We start from the raw sequence: 22305 nt of genomic DNA on the forward strand, positions 1-22305 counted from the left end.
TTTTGTATCGGAAAGTAATTACTTTTCATATAGTACGCTAAAGCCTTCCTTTTCTTGATTTTAGACTGTTTTTACTTCCTTTACTTGTTGCTAATTTTCCTATTTTTTCCTATCTTTCGTTACTATTTTGTTGCTGACCATTCAATATTTGTTGTTAGCAACAGATTTTTAAGATAGTGGCGAGATTATGTTACATAGAGATACATCCTGATACAAAGGGGTACACTCTGATACAGAAACAAGCCGAAAAAGGAAACACCATGAGCAGCAACATTCGAGTTCCCAAAATCTGTCAGCATTGCGGTACTGAGTTTATCGCCAAGACTACTGTGACCAAATTCTGTGGTGATAACTGTGCTAAGCGTGCCTACAAGAAACGCAAGAGAGATCAGAAGGTACAGGAGATTGCCCCTACTGCGGTACAGAAACAAGAATACAATCAGGAGCAAGTCAGAGACAAAGACTTTCTAAGTATTGCCGAAACCTGCAAACTACTAGGAGCAAGTAGAATGACCCTGTACCGTCAAATAAAGAACGGAAAAATACAAGCTGCAAAAATTGGGAGCCGAACCATTATCAAGAGAGAAGAAATCGAAAAACTGTTTCAGGCATGAAAGTAACACTAAGAAAACGTAATCAAGGTGGCAAGACCAGTCTATACCTCGACTACTACCACAAAGGGAAAAGGAAAACCGAATACCTCAAATTATACCTTTCTCCTAATGCAAAGACTAAGGAGGAAAAGGAAGTCAATAAAAAGACACTCCAATTAGCCGAGACTATTAGAGCACAGCGACAAATCGAAATCCAAAACGGTGTTTATGGATTCCGAGACAATGAGAAATTAAAAGGCAGCTTCCTTGCATATATTGAGCTACTTGCCAACCAGAGACAGGACAGTCCAGGCAATTACGGCAATTGGACAAGTATGCTGAAACATCTAAAGGCTTTCTGTTCCTATGAGGTATCCTTCTCAGATATTGACCGACAGTTTATTCAGGATTTCAAATACTACCTTGATAAGAAGGCTATTGCACATGGTGACCAGAAACTATCTCAAAATTCTAAGTACTCCTACTTTAACAAGCTGCGAGCAGCTTTAAAGCAAGCAGTGAAAGACGGTATTCTACCTACCAACCCAAGTGAAGGAGTTGACGCCTTTAAACAAGGTGAACCTGAAAGAGAATTTCTGACTTTGGAGGAACTGCAAGCAGCAGCCAATACGGAATGTGAAATACCTCAGATGAAAACGGCATTCATATTTTCATGCCTTACTGGTTTGCGGTGGTCAGACATTAATAAGCTACTCTGGTCAGAGGTGCAGCACTCAAATGATAACGGGTATTACATCCGATTCAGACAAAAGAAAACCAAGGGAGCAGAAACCCTCCCTATTTCAGAACAAGCCTTTGGCTTGCTCGGTGAAAGGCAAGCTCCAGAAGAGCGAGTATTCAAAGGATTGAAATACTCTGCATGGCATAACCTGAAATTGCAACAATGGATGATGAAAGCTGGTATCTCCAAAACCATCACTTTCCATTGTGCCCGTCATACCTATGCCACTTTGCAGCTTACGGCAGGAACTGATATTTACACAGTCTCAAAGCTCTTAGGCCATAAGGAATTGAAGACCACCCAAGTCTATGCCAAAATCATAGATGAAAAGAAACAGGAAGCAGCCAACAAAATCAAACTTGACCTATGAGCAATCAAACCAAATTACTTGACGACATCCTGTACCAAGAGCTTCGCCCTTGGTTAGGAAAAAACAGCCTTGATCAAAAGTATGCTTCCAAACTCAGTAGCGTAAAGGAAGCCTCCACAGATTTTCAATTCAAATATGAAATCAGCTTTCACAGGCCATTCGATCACAAAACAAAGTACTATTCCAAACTAATATTGAATAATGTCAAATCAGAATGTGTCAGGCTTGTCGAGCTGATCAAGGAGGACAACAACGAAAACTTAATCAAGTATTGGCTTGAAGACACACTTAACAAGCGGATTAAAACACGTTTAAAAGACCTTGGAAAGCTCATTAAAGAAAAGGACTATGCACTGACGTACATAGATCCTAAAAAAACATCCTTTGAATTAGACCAAACTCACAAGGCAAACACATTCATCTTACAGCTTCTAAAGCTTGCATACATGCAGCTTTACTTAGAAATCCAAAATGCTTTCAGCACTTGGATAGAAGATCAATTCATACTGGAGGACTTTTACAGCCAACTACTTTTAGAACCTGTCCCGGACAAACATTTCTTGAAACCAGTTCAAGTAATTGAAGTTGAATCCAAACCATTACCAGCAGCCAAAACGGAAACCGCAGCAACGGCAAATTCATTTCATTCATTTACCTACAAGCAGCTAAACACCAACCCAGATAAATTGACCGATTTATGGGATAGCCTAAAGCTGAATCATTTCATTAGCAAATCCACAACCCTACTCAACTTCAAAAAGGTATTCTCAGGAGGTGAAATCAAAACACCTATAGAATGGACAGGAAATATCAGCGAGCTATTCTATTTCATTAAGCTGATATACTCAGAACATAAGTTGGTGGATGATCTAAAGCAAAAGCAATGGGAAGTGACTTGCCTATGCTTCGTTGATACTGATGGGAATTCCTTTGACAGGTCAAAGTTCAGGTCTTTAAAAAGACCGAACCTGACAGGAGATAAAATAGAAAAGGCAGTTTCGCACCTGATATAGTCCACTCTGCACTATACTCCTTTTATCTTTTTTCTGTTTTTGTTTAGTCCTCTTTTACCTTAAAAGTGGACTATCAATTTTTACAGCCCACTCTGCACTCTGCACTCTACACTGCACCATGCTTTAGAGCCTCATAACGCCCCTTTTAGCCTCCTACTTTAGCATCGTATTCGACAATCGGATATGACTTTTGGCCAAGAGTCCATTCATTAATTCTTAATACGATTTAAGATGGACGAAATAATTGAACGTCTTGAAAATCTCCAACGCCTAATTGAGAGCCAGGGGATTTACACGAAAGAAGTTTTAAACTTCAATGAGGCTTGCCAGTACTTGGAGCTTTCACAGTCACACTTATACAAGTTGACAAGTGGAGGTAATATTCCACACTACAAGCCAAACGGAAAGAAGCTCTATTTCAAGAGAACGGAGTTAGAAAGCTGGTTGCTTCGCAACCGCAATTCTACTCAGGAAGAAATAGACCGCAGAGCTGCGGATTACCTAATCAAGAAAGGGAGGGTAAAGCTATGACAGAGGTATTCGATATGCTCCTGACACTTGCACAGGACATCAAAACAATCAAAGCCTACCTCCTCAATTTCCATAAGTCACGATTGGAGCAATTCAGTGATGAATGGATTGACGGACAGGTAGTGATGCAAACGCTGCATATTAGCAAAAGAACCCTTCAATCCCTTCGGGATAGTGGGGTTCTTCCCTACAGCCGAATCAATGGCAAGTTCTATTACAAAGTTTCTGACATGGAAGCTTTACTGGAATCCAACTACTCACCTTCAAAATCAAAGCATTATGGAGATAAGTAGAGAAGCCATATTAAGCAAGACACACTACGGCCTGAATATCTATGCCCATGTGTTACGCCACTACTATCAGGGTGAAACAGTCCTATCCCTTTCGGGCCGGGACTGTAAACCTGCTAAGAATCCATTCAATGCGGACAAGCCCACATTGATGGTTAAAGTAGTTGACGGCATTGCTACACACACAGATACAGAAGAAGCCATTGCACAGGGCAATGTCTTTGATTTTGCTTCATTGCATTTCAGCCTCGAAGGGCAAGCCCTTCTCGATAAGATCAATGAAGAACTATACCTGAGAATTGGCAAGGAAAGAGGTTTTTATCATCAAGAGGAAACGCAACCTGCTGTTGCTATTCCTGAAATTCAAAAGCCTACACCGCCAGTATTTAGCTATTTCAAAAAACCTGTTTCTAATGTGAAACCAAGTCGCCAAGTCTCCCTGATTGAGGTGTACCACCTCATCAAAGGCAATGATTTTGCTACGTGTACAAGTACACTTCGCAATATCTCAGAGCCAAAGGATGCCCGTAAGTACAAGGCTCAAAAATTCGATTATGTGACCTTCTCAGGCTCATTCTCTAAGCGGAATGATGCAAACCTCCAAAGACATTCAGGTTTGCTTACAATCGATTTTGACCACATTGAGGACATCCCAACGCTCAAGCAATCATTACTCAATGACCATTATTTTGAAACGGAGCTACTGTTTGTATCTCCTTCAGGTGATGGGTTGAAATGGGTAATACCGATTGATTTGACACAGGCAAAACACCAGGACTATTTCAAGGCAGTGGCAAACTACGTTTCCCACACCTACCAGATTGAAGTAGACCAATCAGGAAAGGACATTTCAAGAGCATGTTTCCTTCCGCACGATACAGACATATTCATCAACCCTAAATACATATAGGTTATGGAGCGAAAAACATTCAATCCGTTGGAATGGCTTGATAAGCCTGACCAACAAGTAAAAGTTACAGAGCAAAGCAATTACACTACAAATACACAACTCGAAGAAGTTGAACGAATCATTCAAGGCATTGAGGCCAGCCGTATAGATGTTACCTCCGCTTACAGCGATTGGGTAAACATCGGCTTTGCCTTTGCGGATGAGTTTGGTGAGACAGGTAGAAACCTGTTCCACCGTGTTAGTCAATATCATCCTGAATATTCTACACAGGAATGCGACAAGCAGTTTGATAATTGCATGAAGGCAAGAGGTCAGGGAGTTTCCCTGAAAACCTTCTTTTATCATGCCAAGGAAGCAGGAATACCATTGACTACCCCAAAGCAGGAAAGACAGACTTACAGCCCTGCTAGCAGGTCTGAGAATCAAAGCAAGAATCTCAATAGTCAGGCAGAAATCAAGAAAGAACCAGAGCAAATGCCAACCTTTCCTGATTCCTTGTTTCCTGAACTTCCTGAGTTTTTGCAAAAGGTAATACAGATAGCCACTTCTAATGAGGAAAGGGATATTCTACTCCTTGGCTCCTTAGTGGCTATTAGTGCCTGTTTACCCAAAGTGTCAGGCATCTATGATGGCAAGCGTGTCTATTCCAATCTGTTTCTATTCATTACCGCCCAAGCCTCGGCAGGTAAAGGTCGTTTGGTGCATTGTCGTCAACTAGTGAATCCAGTACACAAAGAGTTCAGGAAGCAAGCCAAACTCCACAAGCAACATTACGAACTGGAATTGGCTGAATACAACGCCAACAAAGGGAAAGTTGAAGGAATAGAGAAACCCGAGAAGCCACCCGAAAAGATGCTCTTTATCCCTGCCAATAACAGCTCCACAGGAGCTTATCAATTATTGGGTGATAGTGATGGTAAAGGACTGATATTTGAAACTGAGGGGGACACACTTGCATATGCCTTTAAGAGCGATTACGGTAATTATAGTGACGGCTTTAGAAAAGCCTTTCACCATGAGACTATTTCCTACTATCGCAGGACAGACCGTGAATATGTGGACATTGAAAGCCCTTGTCTTTCTACTGTCTTGTCAGGTACACCCAAGCAAGTAGCAGCACTCATTCCGAATGCTGAAAACGGGCTTTTCAGCCGTTTCATATTCTATTACATGAATGTTCGGCCAGTGTGGAAGAATGTATTTGCTTCGCAAACTACCAATGGATTAGATGACTACTTTGATGCGTTGGGCAATGAGTTCTTCAATCTCTACAGTTCATTAAAAGCTGGACAGGATGTTCAATTCTTTCTCACCGCTGACCAGCAAGACCAGTTCAATCAATTCTTTGGTCAGATACAAGAGAAGTACATGAGTATTCAGGGAATCGACTACATGGCAACCATCCGAAGATTAGGATTGATTGCCTATCGTTTTTGCATGATATTCTCCGCTTTGCGGATCATGGAAACAGGTGAAACATCATCAAAGTTGATTTGTGAAGAAAGAGACTTTCAAGCTTCGCTTGCTATGGTCAAAGTATTGGTAAAGCATTCGAGTAAAGTATTTGCGGAACTCCCAGAGGACGTTCAGAAACCAACTCGATTAAATAGGAAAGAGAAATTCTTGAATAAGCTACCCAAACACTTCAACCGTCAAAAGTACCTTGAAGTGGCAGCAGCTTTGAGCATTCCTCACAAAACGGCAGAGGGTTATATCACTGACTTCTGCAAATCAGGTTTGCTTCACCGTGAGTCTCAGGACAAATACATAAACACCTCGATTGAGGAAAGTGAGGATATTAAGGAAGCTAAGGATTAACTATCCTTGGTTTCCTCTGTTTCCTTAAAATCCTGAAACATTAAATTCACATATATTCCTAATTCGTTTCTTCTTTTTCTTTCCTATATTTGGCATTATTTGTCAAGTTATATATTGCCAACATGGACAACTTCGGTTCTAGACTGAAAACATTAAGAACAAAACAAGGGCTATTAATGCGACAAGTCGCTGCTGCTACAGATGTGGACACCTCTATGATAAGCAAGTTTGAGAATGGTGATCGACTTCCAACAAGAAAACAAATTGAAAAGCTCGCTTTGATTTTAAAGGTTCCAGAAGAAGAATTACTCATTCAAGCATATAGTGAAAAAATTGCATACGATTTAATCAAAGAACCGCTAGCTGAGGAAATTATAGAACTGGCATTGAAAAAATTGCAATTAAAAAAATGAACTAACCATACAGTACACCTTTATGCCTAACCATTGTTTCAACATACTCACATTCAATCACCCTCAGGAAGAGCAAACCTTTTACTTCACTGACCAGGAACAAGACAACCTCACAAGAATGTACAAATCACTTGTGCCTGATGAGGTTATTGAAAAGTATGGAGAGCAAGACCATTATTACACCTCATTTACAGTTGAGCAAGAAGGTTTCTTGGCAGTATCAAAACCAACAAGTCCTCAGTTTGAAACCAAGACAAATGAGCAAGGTGAAGAACGTTCATACACCATCCGTAATTCTACCTTTTCCACTTCAGTATTAAAGCGATATTACAATTCGCTCATTCATAGCCATTTCAAAGGGAAAGGATTTTTGGTAAAACCCAATTTCATAAGTGATACAGAAGTTTGGCTTCCAAGTGCCAAACAAGACACCACAGGCCAGTACAAGATATTCGACCGCTTCTCACTCAAAGTACAGTTTAAGACCGTTTCTGATAGTTTGGAATTGTTGGTGACATTTGAAGGTAAATCCAAAATCTTCAAAGTTCCTGTCTCCACTCTTTTAGAGGATGTATCACCGACAGATATTAATTGGGTAGTGTATGAAAAGGGTCTGTACCGTTTTGATGAGTTACCTGATAGCGGTAAAAGAGAATATGACAAGGTGTATCCAGTATGGAATTTCGAAATCAGAGATGCATTAATGCAAGGAACGGAAGCCCCGGACAAAACCAATAAGTACAAAAAGTTTAGAGAGGGAATCGACAAGTTCTACAATCAATACCTGAATACAGAGGAGTTCAAAGCAATCATTCCAATTACCTCCAATGGATTCATACCAGTTAATAAAATCAATGTCGGGTCAGTCAACAATTCCAGTAACCGACTTTTATTCGGTGAACAAAAGTCTGGTATTGTGCCAATGGATGGAATGAAAGAGCATGGCCCCTTTGATTTCAGCTCTACTTCTAAAATCCACTTCTTTTTCATCTTCCATAAAGATGATCAACACATCGCCCAGAAGATGGACGGTTATTTCAAAGGATCAGAATTTGGCTTCAAAGGATTGACCAAGTTTATTCATACGCCATACCATACTGAAAAAGGATTCAGTATAAGATTTGAAGACAGAGACAATCCATGGCCAGAAATCTATGAAGCGGTTACCAACAAACACTTTGAATCAGATATTCAGTACATCGCTATTTATATCAGTCCATTCTCCAAGAACTCACCAGACAAATCAAGAAGGAAGATATACTACAAGCTGAAAGAATTGCTTTTAAAGGAAGGTATATCCTCACAGGTAATTGATGGAGAAAAGGTAATGACTAATGAAAAGTACTATTACAGCTTACCGAATATTGCAATTGCCATTTTAGCCAAATTGAACGGCATTCCTTGGAAACTGGATACAAAGCTCAAGAACGAATTGATAGTAGGGATTGGAGCATTCAGAAACTCAGAGGTGGATATACAATATATTGGCAGTGCTTTTAGCTTCGCTAACAATGGGAAATTCAACCGTTTTGAGTGCTTCCAAAAAGACCAAACAAAGGAGTTAGCAGGTTCAATTATCAGAGCAGTAAAGGAGTATGCAAACGTCAATACAGGCATCAAACGCCTTGTGATCCACTTCTACAAGAGTATGAGGCAAGATGAACTACAACCGATAGAAGACGGCCTCAAAGACCTTGGCTTAGACATACCAGTATTTATAGTTTCCATTAACAAGACAGAGTCCTCAGACATTGTTGCATTTGATAACAGTTGGAAAGACCTTATGCCAATGAGTGGCACTTTCATAAAGGTTGGATACAACAAGTTCCTGCTATTCAACAACACAAGATACAGCCCAAAATTCTACAGCTTCCATGACGGCTTTCCGTTCCCGATAAAGCTGAAAATCTTTTGTACAGAAAAAGAATTGGTAGACGAATATAAGACAGTGAAAGAATTGATTGACCAGGTATATCAGTTCAGCCGTATGTACTGGAAATCAGTAAGACAACAGAACTTACCAGTTACCATCAAATACCCTGAAATGGTCGCAGAAATGCTCCCTCATTTTGATGGCAATGAAATACCTGAATTTGGAAAAGACAATCTTTGGTTTTTATGAGCGAATTAGAAAACAGACTTGAAAAGAGAAAAATCAAACCCACCACCATGCGCCTCTTGGTGCTCAGAAAACTGGTTGAATCTGGTTCTGCTATCAGTTTGAGTGATTTGGATGCAAAGTTTGAGCAAGCCGATAAAGCTACGCTTTACCGTACGCTCAAAACATTTGAAGATAAGAAGCTGATTCACAGTATTGATGATGGCACAGGATCAGTCAAGTATGCGCTCTGTGAGGAAGGCTGTGAATGCGAACCCCAAGACCAGCACATTCATTTTCATTGCATCAAATGTGATGAGACTTATTGCCTAACACAATCCAAAATACCCCAAACTCAAATCCCTTCAGGTTTTAAGGCAGCTAGTGCCAGTATGGTGTATAAAGGCACTTGCGCAAACTGCTCCTAAACTTTGCAAACAGGTTGCACTGCTTCCTTCATATCATTGTATTGTGAAGGTTACATCATTCATATTATCACTTCTAATTCTGTCAATGGCGTTATTGCCATGTGCAGACGAGCCAAGCACGAATGAGGCTGTTTCTATAGAATCACACGACATTCATCAAGATACCGATCAACATGATCTATGTTCTCCATTTTGTACGTGTCATTGCTGCCATTCGCACGTTACGCAGCACTGCACATTTTGTCTGAAAACATTCGTTTCTTTCTGTAGTCATCCATCGGATCAGTCATTTCCAATTTTATCCAGAATCTCTTTTTCTATCTGGGACCCCCCACCCTTTAATGAATCAAACCTAGTAGCCTAATCCTATCAAGTTTATTCATTAATAAAGACTAAGAATTCATATAAATGAAATGAACATTAATAATTCAGACGCTAGATTTTCACTAAAATAGGATGAATTTTTAATGTGAATTCCATGTGACTTTTTAGAAAAAGACAATACACATGAAATACATACTTCTATGGCTGATGATCCTGACAGGAACATTAGCACAAGCCCAAAATACGTTTAAAGCCCGTATCGTAGATGCGGAAGAAAACGAACCACTATTAGGAGCAACAGTAAAAATAAGCTCCACAAAAGGAGCTGTTGCAGACCTCAGTGGTTATGTTGAGATACCCAATATTGATACTGATACCATTCAGGTTTCTGTTTCTTTTGTGGGTTATCACCCATTCACACAAACATATATTTTCCCTTTGACCGATGTTCAAATCATTGAATTAGTTGAAGGTGAAGAACTCGAAGAAGTCATTGTGACATCTACTCGCAGCAGCAGAACCATTGACGACATCCCAACAAGAATAGAAGCCATAAGCTCAGAGGAATTGGAAGAAAAAGCCATCATGAAATCCTCCAATATTGCTATGGTGTTGCGTGAAAGCACTGGCATCCAGATGCAGCAGACATCCGCCAGTTCAGCCAATCAAAGTATCAGAATACAAGGTTTGGACGGTCGGTATACCCAAATTCTGAAAGACGGATTTCCCCTATTCGGTGGATTTTCTAGTGGGCTAAGTATCATGCAAATACCTCCATTGGACTTACGTCAAGTGGAAGTCATTAAGGGAAGTAACTCTACTCTTTTTGGAGGGGGTGCGATTGCTGGTTTGATCAACCTCGTTACATACACACCTCAAGAAGAAAGGAAACTCAGGCTTATGGTAGATCAGACGCAAGCCTTGGGGACAACCCTTAATGGGTTCTATGCTGAGCGATTCAATAAATTTGGACTCACATTCTATGCTTCGGCTAATCGACAAGAAGCATACGACCCCAATAATGATGACTTTAGCGACATTCCAAGAATCAGGAGTCTAACCCTCAATCCCTCATTCTTCTATTACCCAAATGAAAAATCAAGCTTACGCTTGACATTGAATGGTACAGTAGAGAATCGTTTAGGTGGTGATATGGAAGTGATAAATAATGATGAAAATGGTATCCATCAATTCACTGAGGAAAATGAATCGGATCGACTTTCCTATCAACTAACCTATCAAAATCAGATAGATGAGAACAGGTCGCTTAGTATCAAAAACAGTCTTACTTACTTCGAGCGTGAGATTACAGAACCTGATTTCATCTTCATGGGTAAGCAATGGTCTTCTTTTAGTGAGGTCGCCTATAACTTTGGCACCTCTCGATCCTGCTGGATTTCAGGAGTGAACCTGTACACAGATAAGTTTGATGAGAACCCGTTTGATTCGCTAGAACGTGACTATAGCTACACGACTTTTGGAGCCTTCACCCAAAATACATTTGATCTTTCTGAGAAGTATGCAGTAGAAACAGGGCTGAGATTTGACTATGATCTGGACTATGGTTTTTTTGCCTTACCAAGACTTTCAATTCTGAGGAAAATAAATGATTCTTGGTCAACCCGTATCGGTGGTGGATTGGGTTACAAGCTCCCAACTATATTCACGGAAGATGCCGAAAACCTGACCTATCAAGGTATTTTACCTATCAGCACCAGTACAGAAGCTGAGCGGTCTATTGGTGGTAATCTTGACATCAACTACCAGACATTACTTGGTGATGAGTGGACATTATCCGTCAATCAACTCTTTTTCTACACACGACTCAATGATGCGTTAGTATTCAGAGAGAACAATGCCGGACAATTCTTTTATGAAAATGCAGATGGGCCAGTAACGAGTCAGGGAATAGAGACCAACATCAAACTTGGCTATCGTGATTTTAAGCTATTTGCCAATTACGCTTTAATCAATACCCGATTAAAGTACGATAATCTGAACGAGCAAAAGCCGCTCACGCCTAAGCACAATATCGGTTCAGTGCTGATGTATGAAGTGGAAGATAAATGGCGAATTGGATATGAAGCCTACTACACAGGGACACAGTTCAGAAGTGATCGAACACAAACCGATGACTATTGGATGATGGGTTTTATGGTCATGCGTAAGATCAACAAACTAAGCCTATATATCAATTTCGAGAACTTCACCGATACCCGACAACATAGGTTAGAGAACTTCCAGGTTGACACACATTTCAAACCTGACTTTCCGGAGATCTGGGCACCAACTGATGGAAGGATCATCAATGCAGGATTCATTTTTGAACTTTAAAAAGGTAAGCATGAAGCTATATACGAGAATGCCCAAAAATCTAGCCCCCTACTTCGATCAAGAGTTGATGGAATACAAAAGGTATTTCGATGCAGGGCAACTTCAATCGGCATGGAATCATTTAGAGCGTGCACATATAATCGGTCAGGCATTCCCATACCATCACAGTTATGTACACTGGAAAATGCTCTTATTCGGAATCCACATCAAAGACACCAAAGAAGTGATTGGTCAAATTCCCAGACTCTTGATTGGTGGAGTTAAATCGTTTGTTGGAAAAATACCTGTTGGTAATACGGGTGGAGCAAATACCCCCCCCTTAAAACCACTTCCAATTTCTGAAGAATTGCTATCAATTTTCAAAAAAGCAGGATTAGAAAACTATGGGACATAATCACGATCATTCACATCACCACTCAGAGGGCAATGTAAAAGTTGCCTTCTTTCTCAATCTTAGCTTTACCATTATTGAGATCATTGGAGGACTTTACACCAATAGTTTAGCCATCCTTTCAGATGCGTTGCACGATTTAGGAGATAGCTTTAGTCTAGGGCTTTCGTGGTATTTCCAGAAGCTATCCAAGAAGGGCAGAACCAAAACATTTTCGTACGGTTACAAACGATTCTCATTGCTTGGTGCGATAATCAATTCGATTGTGTTAGTGGCTGGATCAATCTTTATTTTGACAAAGGCGATTCCTGAGCTATTCAATCCTGGAGAAACCAATGTTCAAGGAATGCTATATCTCGCTATTTTGGGAATTTTGGTAAATGGTGCCGCAGTTTTCAAACTCCGTAAAGGGGAATCTCTAAATGAAAAGGTAGTATCACTTCATCTGTTGGAAGATGTTTTAGGATGGGTGGCTGTATTGATTGGAAGTATCATTATGATGTACACAGATGCTCCATTCATTGACCCATTACTTTCCGTACTTATCTCACTTTTTGTATTATACAATGTTTACAAAAATCTCAAAAAGAGCCTGTTAGTAATTCTTCAGGGCATTCCCGAGGAAATTTCCATTGACGACATTCGGCAAAAGCTCAAGAACATATCAAAAGTTACTGACATCCATGACTGCCACGCATGGTCAATGGACGGTCAGTACAACATTCTTACTCTTCATCTTCGATTGGATAAAGACTACAAACTTTCAGAACAAGCTAAGCTCAAAGAGCGAGTAAGAACACAGTTAAAAGATGAATCGATCAATCACATTACCATTGAGTTTGAAGGACAAAATGAAAATTGTGAGTTAGAGGATTGTTGATCAAATCATTTGATAAGTGATGAAAAAATATCAGATTAAAACAAAATGAAGCTAAACACCCTCTACATAAAAAACATGGTTTGTCCTCGCTGTATTGACACAGTGAAGGACATTTTGGATAACCTGAATATAGAAACCTCCTCCATTGAACTCGGAGAAGTTCATACACCAAACAACATCACGAGTGATCAGAAATCACAGCTGGAGGAACTACTGGCAGCACGAGGCTTTGAGTTGCTTCAAGATCAAAAGTCGAAACTGATCGGACAGATCAAAGCGATCATTGTAGATCAAATTCATCACAACAAAGAAGCCTTAAATATCAATTTCTCTACCCTAATAGCTGATAAACTGCACCAGGAGTATTCTTCTCTCAGCAGGCTTTTCTCTTCTGTCGAAGGAGTCACTATTGAGCGGTTTATCCTTAAACAAAAAGTAGAGCGAGTGAAAGAGCTCATCTTTTACAATGAGCTAACGCTCTCAGAGATTGCTCATCAAATGGACTACAGCAGTGTAGCCCATCTATCCGCCCAATTCAAAAAAGAGACGGGCATGACCCCCACAGCTTTTAAGAAAATGAGAAATCCGGGACGGCAATCACTGGATCAGCTGTGATCAAAATCTCATAAGCCTTTTTCAAAATTGTGTAACAGCCACAAGCAGCTTACCGATCATCTTTGTATCGTGACAATTAATACGATAACAAGATGACCAAAGAATATACAATTACCGGAATGACTTGCACTGGCTGTTTGGCCAAAGTGAAGAGAACGATCAATGGAATCGAAGAGATACAAGAAGCCGCTATTCAACTGGAATACCCACAGGCAAAGATTATCTCCGATGAATCTTTAGACCTTGGAGAAATTAATCTGGCATTAAAAAAGGTAGGGAACTATGCCATTTCTGAAGAATATCAAGAGACCGTACAAGCTCCGCTCCCTAAGATCAAAAAACAAGAACCACTCGCTGAGAAGTCCATTACCACCTACAAACCACTGATCCTTATTGTAGGGTTCATTGCTGTGGTAACAGCTTTGAGCCAATACCCATTCAATGAATTTTCGGGGATGTTGTGGATGCGCCACTTTATGGCAGGGTTCTTCATTGTCTTTGCTTTTTTCAAGCTGCTAAACTTGACAGGCTTTGCGAACTCTTATCGAATGTACGATATAGTAGCCGCTAAATGGAAAGCCTGGGGATACGCTTACCCATTTGTTGAACTAGCCCTGGGATTGCTCTATTTATTGAATATTGCACCGTTTTTCACAAACATGGTGACAGTTATCGTCTTGGGCATAAGCAGCATCGGAGTGATTAAAAGCAACCTGAACAAGAAGAAGATCAAATGTGCCTGCCTGGGAGATGTATTCAATTTACCCATGAGTACAGTCACCATTGTAGAGGATCTATCCATGGTAGCTATGGCTGCAGCTATGCTTGTTTTCACTTAGGTCGTTACAAAATTCTGTAATCATTTCTCAAAATTCTATAAACCCTTCTCTGTAAGAAATCCGTATATTGCATTATAAGTGAAAAGAATAATCTCCATATCGCTCGCTTTGCTCATGTTGGTTTCCAACGTGGGTTTCTCTATGAACACCCACTTTTGCGGTGGTGAAGCGGTTGAGACCTCTTTTTCAATCGGACTTCATAATCCTGATTGCGGTATGCCCGACATGGATAGAGATTGCGAAACCATTCCATCCACTGAAGAACAAGTAAAATCGAAACCTTGCTGCGAAAATCAGCATCAGCTAATTCAGTTAGATGAAAACGCTGATTTACAAGCCTTCTCAACTGAGGTTAACCCGACTTTCTTCGTTGCTTTTGTACATTCGTTTGTTCAGCCGATTCTATTCGCTGATCAATCTCTTGTTCACAACACCTATTATTCTCCTCCCATACCTGATAAGGACATTCAAGTCCTTTTTCAGACCTTTTTAATTTAAACCGCATAGTACAATTTGATGTTCCTGGTCTTGTGACTATGGAGCATAGTGGCATTTCCTGCCATTGAACAATCCTTTTCTGTTCAATCAAATTCAATTGTATTATGCTCAATAAAATCATTAAATATTTCTTAGAGAATAAGTTGGTCACTGTTCTCGTCCTTACAGGTTTTGTAGCCTGGGGAATTGTAACTGCTCCATTTGGATGGCAAGTGGGTGCATTGCCTTCTGACCCTGTTCCGGTAGATGCCATACCAGACATTGGCGAGAACCAACAAATTGTTTTTACCCAATGGGCTGGCCGTTCGCCACAAGATATTGAAGATCAAATCTCATATCCTTTAACTACCTATTTGTTAGGTATCCCAGGAGTAAAATCTATCAGAAGTTCGTCCATCTTTGGTTTTTCCAGTATCTATATCATCTTCTCAGAAGATGTAGAGTTCTATTGGTCACGTTCCAGAATACTCGAAAAACTCAACTCTTTACCTTCTGGATTACTCCCTGATGCCGTCCAGCCTGCATTGGGTCCAGATGCCACCGCCTTAGGGCAGGTGTATTGGTACACCATTGAAGGAAGGGACAAAAACGGAAATCCAACTGGCGGTTGGGACTTGCACGAAATCCGTACAGTTCAGGACTTCTATGTGAAGTATGGATTAAATGCAACAGAAGGCGTTTCAGAAGTTGCTTCCATTGGCGGTTTTATTCAGGAATACCAAATTGATGTAAATCCTGACGCTTTGAAAGCCTACAACATCCCCTTGCATAAAGTCATGCAGGCAGTACAAAAATCCAATAAGGATGTAGGTGCTAAAACGATAGAAATCAATCAGGCTGAATATTTAGTGCGTGGTTTAGGTTATGTCAAGAAAGTAGAAGACATAGAAAAGGCAGTAGTTGCCGTACAAGACAATGTACCTATTAGGATAAAAGACATTGGCGTAGTATCTCTTGGTCCCGCTACAAGACGAGGTATTTTGGACAAAGATGGTGCTGAAGTAGTAGGTGGTGTTGTAGTAGCTCGATATGGAGCTAATCCCTTGCAAGTCATCAACAATGTAAAAGCCAAAATTATTGAAATAGCACCCGGCCTTCCCAAGAAGACATTGGCTGACGGTAGAGAAAGCCAGCTAACAATTGTCCCGTTTTATGATCGCTCAGAATTGATCTATGAAACCTTAGGTACACTGGAAGAAGCCTTGTCGCTGGAAATTCTCATTACCATTCTGGTAGTGATTGTGATGGTATATAACCTAAGAGCTTCATTCCTTATTTCCAGCCTTTTGCCCATTGCCGTGCTCATGGTGTTTATTGCTATGCGATACTTTGGTGTCGATGCGAATATTGTAGCACTATCAGGAATAGCCATTGCCATCGGAACGATGGTGGACTTAGGGATTATTCTTTCTGAAAATATCATTAAGCATATTGATGAAGCCCCACCAGGTCAAAAACTAATTGATACCATTTACAACGGAGCTTCAGAAGTGGCCACTGCGATATTAACTGCAGTCTCTACCACAATTGTCAGTTTTATCCCTGTATTCACCATGCAGGCAGCAGAAGGCAAACTATTTGGTCCCCTGGCATTTACAAAGTCATTTGCTCTATTAGCTGCATTGATCGTTTCATTGCTGATTTTGCCAACACTGGCACATTGGTTTTTCGGCTTCAATATCAAAAACAAGTTCTTAAAAAAATACGGCCACTACGGCTTAGTCCTTATTGGAATTATTAGCCTCTTTATTGGACAGGTTTGGACTGGAGTACTGTTGGTTCTGTTTGGAGTCATTGGCATTGTCAAAAACATTGTAGAACTCAAAAATGCTACATTACCAACAATAGTAAAGTTCTTACTCAAGTATGCGGAATTAATCATTGTTCTGTTAGGAGTCATCTGGTTGCTGGCAAAATATTGGTTACCTCTCGGTGCATCTAAATCCCTTCTCCTCAACTTTGTTTTTGTTGCCATATTAGTCGGTGTTATACTCGGTGCGTTTAGGCTATTGGAATTTCAATACAAAAAAATCCTCACTTGGTGTTTAAATAACAAAATCAAGTTTTTGATTATCCCGACTATACTCATCCTATTAGGAGCAAATATTTGGCTTGGTTTCAATGCTGTTTTTGGTTTTGTTTCCAAGGGTTTTGAGAAGGTTGGATGGAATTTGGATCAGACCAAAGGATGGTCAGCCATGTCCCATACCTTTCCCGGGATAGGCAAAGAATTTATGCCTTCTCTGGATGAAGGAAGCTTTCTGTTGATGCCAACCTCAATGCCTCATTCCGGAGTAACATTCAATCGAAAGATAGTAGGCCAATTGGATATGCTACTTACCAGTATCCCCGAAGTAGAGCTAACGGTTGGTAAACTCGGACGGGTAGAATCAGCCCTTGACCCAGCCCCTATTTCTATGTATGAAAACATTATCAATTACAAGCCAGAATATATTCTGAACAAAAAAGGACATAGACAAAGGTTTAAGGTGGACAAAGACAATCGGTTCATTACTATTTCGGGAGATGCCCTTACTAACAAAGAAGGTTTGGAACAGGGCATAGAAGCGACTGCATTAATTGCAGATGATAATGGCGAGTATTACCGCAATTGGCGTGATCACATTCAATCTCCCGATGATATTTGGAATGAGATAGTAAAAGCCACCAAACTACCAGGTGTCACCTCAGCACCTAAGCTTCAACCGATTGAAACTCGGTTGGTCATGCTCCAAACGGGGATGCGAGCTCCTATGGGAATCAAGGTATATGGCCCTGACCTGAAAACAATAGAGAACTTTGGATTGCAGTTGGAGAATGTTCTAAAAGAAGTGCCTTCTGTAAAGGCAGAAGCAGTATTTGCGGATAGAATTGTAGGTAAGCCCTACATACACCTCAACATAAATAGGGATGAAATCTCGCGATACGGATTGAACATTGAGGATGTTCAACAGACCATAGAAACCGCAATTGGTGGAATGAAAATAACCTCTACTGTAGAAGGCCGTGAACGATTTCCTGTAAGGGTTCGCTATCCAAGAGAATTGAGGGATGACCCGGAAGCATTGGGTAAAATACTAATGCCGACACCCACAGGTGCTCAAATTCCATTATCTCAAATCATTGACTTTGAATATGTAAGGGGCCCACAAGCGATAAAAAGTGAAGAAACCTTTCTGGTTGGCTATGTACTGTTTGATAAACGTGATGGTTTCTCGGAAGTCACTGTGGTAAACGATGCTCAACGCACGATTCAGGATAAAATTGATTCAGGTGAACTGACCGTACCTGCTGGTGTGAGCTATAAGTTTTCAGGGAGTTATGAAAATCAGGTGAGGGCAGAAAAACGACTTTCTATCATTGTTCCTTTGGTATTAGGCATTGTATTTCTCATTCTTTATTTCCAGTTCCGTTCGGTATCCACTTCATTAATGGTATTTACAGGTATTGCAATGGCCTTTAGTGGTGGTTTTATCATGCTATGGCTCTATGGGCAAAATTGGTTTGCAGACTTCTCAGTCTTCGGCACAAACTTTCGTGATTTATTCCAAATACATACTATTAATTTAAGTGTGGCAGTTTGGGTTGGCTTTATTGCCCTTTTTGGAATAGCTACTGACGATGGTGTATTGATGGCTACCTATCTGGATCAAAGCTTTGATAGAAATAAAACAGATAATATAAAAGGAATAAGAGCGGCAACAGTAGAAGCAGGGCAGCGCAGAATAAAGCCAGCAGTAATGACAACTGCCACGACCATCATTGCTTTACTACCTATCCTCACTTCAACAGGAAGAGGTTCAGATATTATGATACCCATGGCATTGCCTGCTGTTGGAGGGATGCTATTTGCTGCCATCACTTATTTCATCGTTCCGGTGATTTACTGCTGGAGAGAAGAACGTAAAATTTTAAAAGGCCAATCATGAAAAAAATAATCATAATCATATTCACGGCATTTGGCTTTTCCACATTAACAAATGCTCAGTCGTTAGATGACTATTTCAAGTTAGCGGCAGAAAACAATCCGGGATTGCAGGCTAAATACAAATCCTTTGAAGCTGCCATGCAAAAAGTGACACAAGTTAGCAGCTTGCCAGACCCCAATCTTTCCTTCGGTTATTTCGTGTCTCCGGTGGAAACAAGAGTGGGGCCGCAACGAGCAAGGTTTTCTTTGACACAAATGTTTCCATGGTTCGGCACTTTAAAAGCCCAGGAAAATGCTGCTACTTTAATGGCAGAAGCAAAATATCAAGAGTTTTTAGATGCCCGAAACAAATTGTACTACCAAGTATCAGCATCATATTATCCACTCTATGAGCTGCAAAAGTTGATTTCAATTGAAGAAGAAAATCAACGCATCCTATCCTCATACAAAGAGATAGCCACTATTCAATTTCAAAACGATAAAGGCTCAATGGTAGATGTATTGAGGGTGGACATTATGCTCAAAGATGCAACTACTAATTTGTCTATACTGGAACAAAAGCAAAAACCTCTTGCAACTCGTTTTAATAAGCTTTTGAATCGGTCTGATGACGACAATATTGTTGTTCGGGACTCTTTATTCACTTTTAGTTTACCTGCAAACTATCGTAAAGACTCGTTACTCGCGTCCAATCCTATTCTGGATGAATTGGAGTTGAAAATTGAAGCCAGTAAAGCAAGTGAACAAGCCGCAATCAAGCAGGGTCTTCCAAAACTTGGTGTAGGCTTAGATTATGTAATCGTAGGTCAACGAACGGATATGTCTGTGCCTGACAATGGAAAAGATGCATTTATGCCAATGGTGTCTGTGAGCCTTCCAATTTTCAGAGGAAAATATAAAGCAGCACAAAAAGAAGCTCAACTCATGCAAGAATCTTATTCCCTGCAAAGAGAAGAAGCCACCAACAGGCTAACCAGTTCCTATGACATGATTTGGTTCGAGATCCAAAAACAGGTTGAGCTGATTCAGTTATACGAAGAACAAATACAGGAGTCTGGTCAATCATTAAACCTTTTATTCTCTGCTTACAGCAATTCGGGAAAAGACTTTGAAGAAGTACTTAGGATGCAACAGCAAATATTAAAGTATCAAAAAATGAAAGCTACTGCCTTGTCGGAATACCACATCGCATTAGCAGAACTGGATTATGTCACAGCTAAATCGAAATAATCATGGAAAATAAACATCATAATCATACAAACGAAGATCACAAGCATAGTCATGAACACCATGACCATAGTAATCATAATAATGGCCATGAATCTCATGACCATCACCAGGGACATCATGCCCACATGATTGAAGATTTCAAAAAACGCTTTTGGATTTCTTTAGTCATCACCCTGCCTATCGTAGTGCTTGCACCAATGATACAGGGATTAATCGGTTATGAACTTCGCTTCAATGGTGATCGATATGTTCAATTCGTGCTTTCATCCATTATTTTCTTTTATGGAGGTTGGCCATTCCTAAAAGGTCTCGCAGATGAAGTAAAAAAGAAAGCTCCGGGTATGATGACTTTGATTGCTTTAGCTATTTCAGTAGCCTATTTCTACAGTTCAGCTGTAGTATTTGGACTTGGTGGCAAAATCTTCTTTTGGGAACTCGCCAGCTTAATCGTCATCATGCTATTAGGCCACTGGATAGAGATGAAATCCGTTATGGGAGCTTCCAATGCCTTGCAGGAATTGGCCAAAATGATGCCTTCAACCGCTCGCAGAATTAAAGAAGATGGGGAGCATGAAGATGTGCCTATTGATAATTTAAAAGGCAATGACACCATACTGGTAAGACCAGGCGAAAAAATCCCTGCTGATGGTATCGTATTGGAAGGTGAAAGTCATGTAAATGAATCCATGCTTACTGGGGAATCAAAACCAGTAACCAAACATAGAAATGATCAGGTTATTGGTGGTTCGGTCAATGACAATGGCACCTTAAAAATCAAAGTGAAGCATACGGGCAAAGATTCCTACTTGTCTAAGGTGATAGAAATGGTGAAAGAAGCTCAGGAAACGAAATCCAAAACCCAAAATCTGGCAGATAAAGCCGCTGCATGGTTATTCTACATCGCTTTAGGAGCAGGTATGACCACACTTGTAGTATGGTTGAGCCTCGGTAAAGACTTTGAATATGCATTAGAACGTATGGTAACCGTCATGATTATCTCATGTCCTCATGCTTTGGGCTTAGCTGTCCCTTTAGTAGTGGCCATTTCCACGGCTGTTTCTGCTAAAAATGGATTATTGATCAGAAACCGAACAGCATTTGAGAATGCAAGGAAACTAACCGCAATCATATTCGACAAAACAGGCACTTTAACCAAAGGTGAATTTGGGGTAACACGGTTTAAAAGTACTTTAGACAATTACTCGGACAATGAATTACTTCAAATTGCTGCGTCTATAGAAAATAGTTCTGAGCATCCTATAGCGGCAGGTATCGTTCGTAAGGCAAAAGCAAATGATTTGACTTTACAAGAGCCTGAGAACTTCCAAAATATTACAGGAAAAGGAATCAAGGCAAACCTAAAAGGACAGGAAATCAAAATTGTTAGTCCAGGAATGCTTACAGAGCAGGGATTTGACACTCCAGCTGATGCTTTTAAAACAGAGGATGAAACGGTAGTATTTGTTTTGATTGACAATTCATTGGCAGGATACATTGCCCTTGCAGACGAAATTCGACCAGAATCTTTATCAGCAATAAATACGCTAAAAGAGAGAGGTATAAAAGTTTACATGGCAACAGGTGATAACCAGCAAGTGGCAAAAGCAGTTAGCCAGCAACTCTCTTTGGACAACTTCTATGCAGAAGTACTCCCCGAAGACAAACAACGCATCATTAAAGAGCTTCAGGAAAAAGGTGAATTTGTAGCCATGACGGGTGATGGTGTAAATGATGCCCCTGCTCTTGCACAGGCTAATGTGGGGATTGCCGTTGGTTCGGGCACAGATGTAGCAGCCGAAACGGCTGATATTGTTTTGGTCAACAGTAACCCGAAAGACATTGCCAATTTGATTCTTTTCGGTGCGGCTACTTACAAAAAAATGATGCAAAACTTATGGTGGGCAGCAGGTTACAACATTGTAGCCGTTCCTTTAGCTGCTGGTGTTTTGGCAGGTGTTGGGATTATTCTCAGCCCTGCCATCGGTGCGGTTCTAATGAGCCTTAGCACTGTGATAGTTGCTTTCAATGCACAATTATTAAAAAGACAAATCAAGAATTAA

The 22305-nt window shown here is 40.4% G+C and carries 20 protein-coding genes; all 20 read left to right on the forward strand.

From position 1 onward, the window contains the following. The first annotated feature begins 260 nt into the window (after window positions 1–260). The 20 genes from QVH07_RS17440 to QVH07_RS17530 all read left to right on the forward strand — a co-directional run bounded on the left by QVH07_RS17440 (window position 261) and on the right by QVH07_RS17530 (window position 22305). Window positions 261–614: a helix-turn-helix domain-containing protein gene (locus QVH07_RS17440; RefSeq protein ID WP_210758727.1), complete on the forward strand. Its 354-nt coding sequence runs from the start codon at window positions 261–263 to the stop codon at window positions 612–614. Beyond that, window positions 611–1705, forward strand: coding sequence for a site-specific integrase (locus QVH07_RS17445; RefSeq protein ID WP_014022280.1), 1095 nt, complete (start codon window positions 611–613; stop codon window positions 1703–1705). The genes QVH07_RS17440 and QVH07_RS17445 overlap by 4 nt, the downstream gene beginning before the upstream one ends. After that, window positions 1702–2718 carry a hypothetical protein gene (locus QVH07_RS17450; protein WP_014022281.1) on the forward strand — a complete coding sequence of 339 codons (1017 nt, stop codon included), beginning with the start codon at window positions 1702–1704 and terminating at the stop codon, window positions 2716–2718. Before QVH07_RS17445 ends, QVH07_RS17450 begins: the two co-directional genes overlap by 4 nt. A gap of 231 nt (window positions 2719–2949) precedes the next feature. Continuing rightward, window positions 2950–3249: a helix-turn-helix domain-containing protein gene (locus QVH07_RS17455; protein ID WP_014022282.1), complete on the forward strand. Its 300-nt coding sequence runs from the start codon at window positions 2950–2952 to the stop codon at window positions 3247–3249. Continuing rightward, window positions 3246–3542 (forward strand): helix-turn-helix domain-containing protein, encoded by a 297-nt coding sequence (locus QVH07_RS17460; protein WP_014022283.1) that lies wholly within the window; start codon window positions 3246–3248, stop codon window positions 3540–3542. Before QVH07_RS17455 ends, QVH07_RS17460 begins: the two co-directional genes overlap by 4 nt. Next, window positions 3529–4449, forward strand: a complete 921-nt coding sequence (locus tag QVH07_RS17465) for a BT4734/BF3469 family protein (RefSeq protein ID WP_290003046.1) — start codon at window positions 3529–3531, stop codon at window positions 4447–4449. The genes QVH07_RS17460 and QVH07_RS17465 overlap by 14 nt, the downstream gene beginning before the upstream one ends. 3 nt (window positions 4450–4452) lie before the next feature. Beyond that, window positions 4453–6267: a DUF3987 domain-containing protein gene (locus QVH07_RS17470; RefSeq protein ID WP_290003049.1), complete on the forward strand. Its 1815-nt coding sequence runs from the start codon at window positions 4453–4455 to the stop codon at window positions 6265–6267. A 122-nt stretch (window positions 6268–6389) separates the two neighbouring features. After that, on the forward strand, window positions 6390–6680 hold the full coding sequence (locus QVH07_RS17475; protein ID WP_290003050.1) for a helix-turn-helix domain-containing protein: 291 nt from the start codon (window positions 6390–6392) through the stop codon (window positions 6678–6680). A gap of 22 nt (window positions 6681–6702) precedes the next feature. Further along, window positions 6703–8802: a Piwi domain-containing protein gene (locus tag QVH07_RS17480; RefSeq protein ID WP_290003054.1), complete on the forward strand. Its 2100-nt coding sequence runs from the start codon at window positions 6703–6705 to the stop codon at window positions 8800–8802. Next, window positions 8799–9206, forward strand: a complete 408-nt coding sequence (locus QVH07_RS17485; protein WP_290003057.1) for a Fur family transcriptional regulator — start codon at window positions 8799–8801, stop codon at window positions 9204–9206. The genes QVH07_RS17480 and QVH07_RS17485 overlap by 4 nt, the downstream gene beginning before the upstream one ends. A 43-nt stretch (window positions 9207–9249) precedes the next feature. After that, window positions 9250–9570, forward strand: coding sequence for a DUF6660 family protein (locus QVH07_RS17735; RefSeq protein WP_353890997.1), 321 nt, complete (start codon window positions 9250–9252; stop codon window positions 9568–9570). Between the two features lie 143 nt (window positions 9571–9713). After that, a complete protein-coding gene (locus QVH07_RS17490) occupies window positions 9714–11864 on the forward strand; it encodes a TonB-dependent receptor (RefSeq protein ID WP_290003059.1) in 2151 nt (716 codons plus the stop codon). Between the two features lie 10 nt (window positions 11865–11874). Further along, entirely contained in the window at window positions 11875–12258 is a 384-nt protein-coding gene (locus QVH07_RS17495; RefSeq protein ID WP_290003064.1) for a DUF3703 domain-containing protein, read from the forward strand. After that, on the forward strand, window positions 12248–13135 hold the full coding sequence (locus QVH07_RS17500; RefSeq protein WP_290003067.1) for a cation diffusion facilitator family transporter: 888 nt from the start codon (window positions 12248–12250) through the stop codon (window positions 13133–13135). The genes QVH07_RS17495 and QVH07_RS17500 overlap by 11 nt, the downstream gene beginning before the upstream one ends. 45 nt (window positions 13136–13180) lie before the next feature. Beyond that, on the forward strand, window positions 13181–13750 hold the full coding sequence (locus tag QVH07_RS17505; RefSeq protein WP_115869573.1) for a helix-turn-helix domain-containing protein: 570 nt from the start codon (window positions 13181–13183) through the stop codon (window positions 13748–13750). 92 nt (window positions 13751–13842) lie between these two features. After that, the gene (locus tag QVH07_RS17510) at window positions 13843–14589 is read left to right on the forward strand and encodes a heavy-metal-associated domain-containing protein (RefSeq protein ID WP_210758735.1); all 747 of its coding nucleotides are present in this window, start codon (window positions 13843–13845) and stop codon (window positions 14587–14589) included. A 78-nt stretch (window positions 14590–14667) separates the two neighbouring features. Continuing rightward, a complete protein-coding gene (locus tag QVH07_RS17515; RefSeq protein WP_290003079.1) occupies window positions 14668–15087 on the forward strand; it encodes an HYC_CC_PP family protein in 420 nt (139 codons plus the stop codon). A gap of 104 nt (window positions 15088–15191) precedes the next feature. Further along, complete coding sequence (locus tag QVH07_RS17520) at window positions 15192–19016, forward strand: efflux RND transporter permease subunit (RefSeq protein WP_290003085.1); 3825 nt, start codon at window positions 15192–15194, stop codon at window positions 19014–19016. Then, window positions 19013–20245 carry a TolC family protein gene (locus QVH07_RS17525; protein ID WP_290003087.1) on the forward strand — a complete coding sequence of 411 codons (1233 nt, stop codon included), beginning with the start codon at window positions 19013–19015 and terminating at the stop codon, window positions 20243–20245. Before QVH07_RS17520 ends, QVH07_RS17525 begins: the two co-directional genes overlap by 4 nt. Window positions 20246–20247: 2 nt before the next feature. Beyond that, window positions 20248–22305 carry a copper-translocating P-type ATPase gene (locus tag QVH07_RS17530; protein WP_115869568.1) on the forward strand — a complete coding sequence of 686 codons (2058 nt, stop codon included), beginning with the start codon at window positions 20248–20250 and terminating at the stop codon, window positions 22303–22305.

This window comes from Algoriphagus sediminis, assembly GCF_030403435.1.
GTDB lineage: Bacteria > Bacteroidota > Bacteroidia > Cytophagales > Cyclobacteriaceae > Algoriphagus > Algoriphagus sediminis.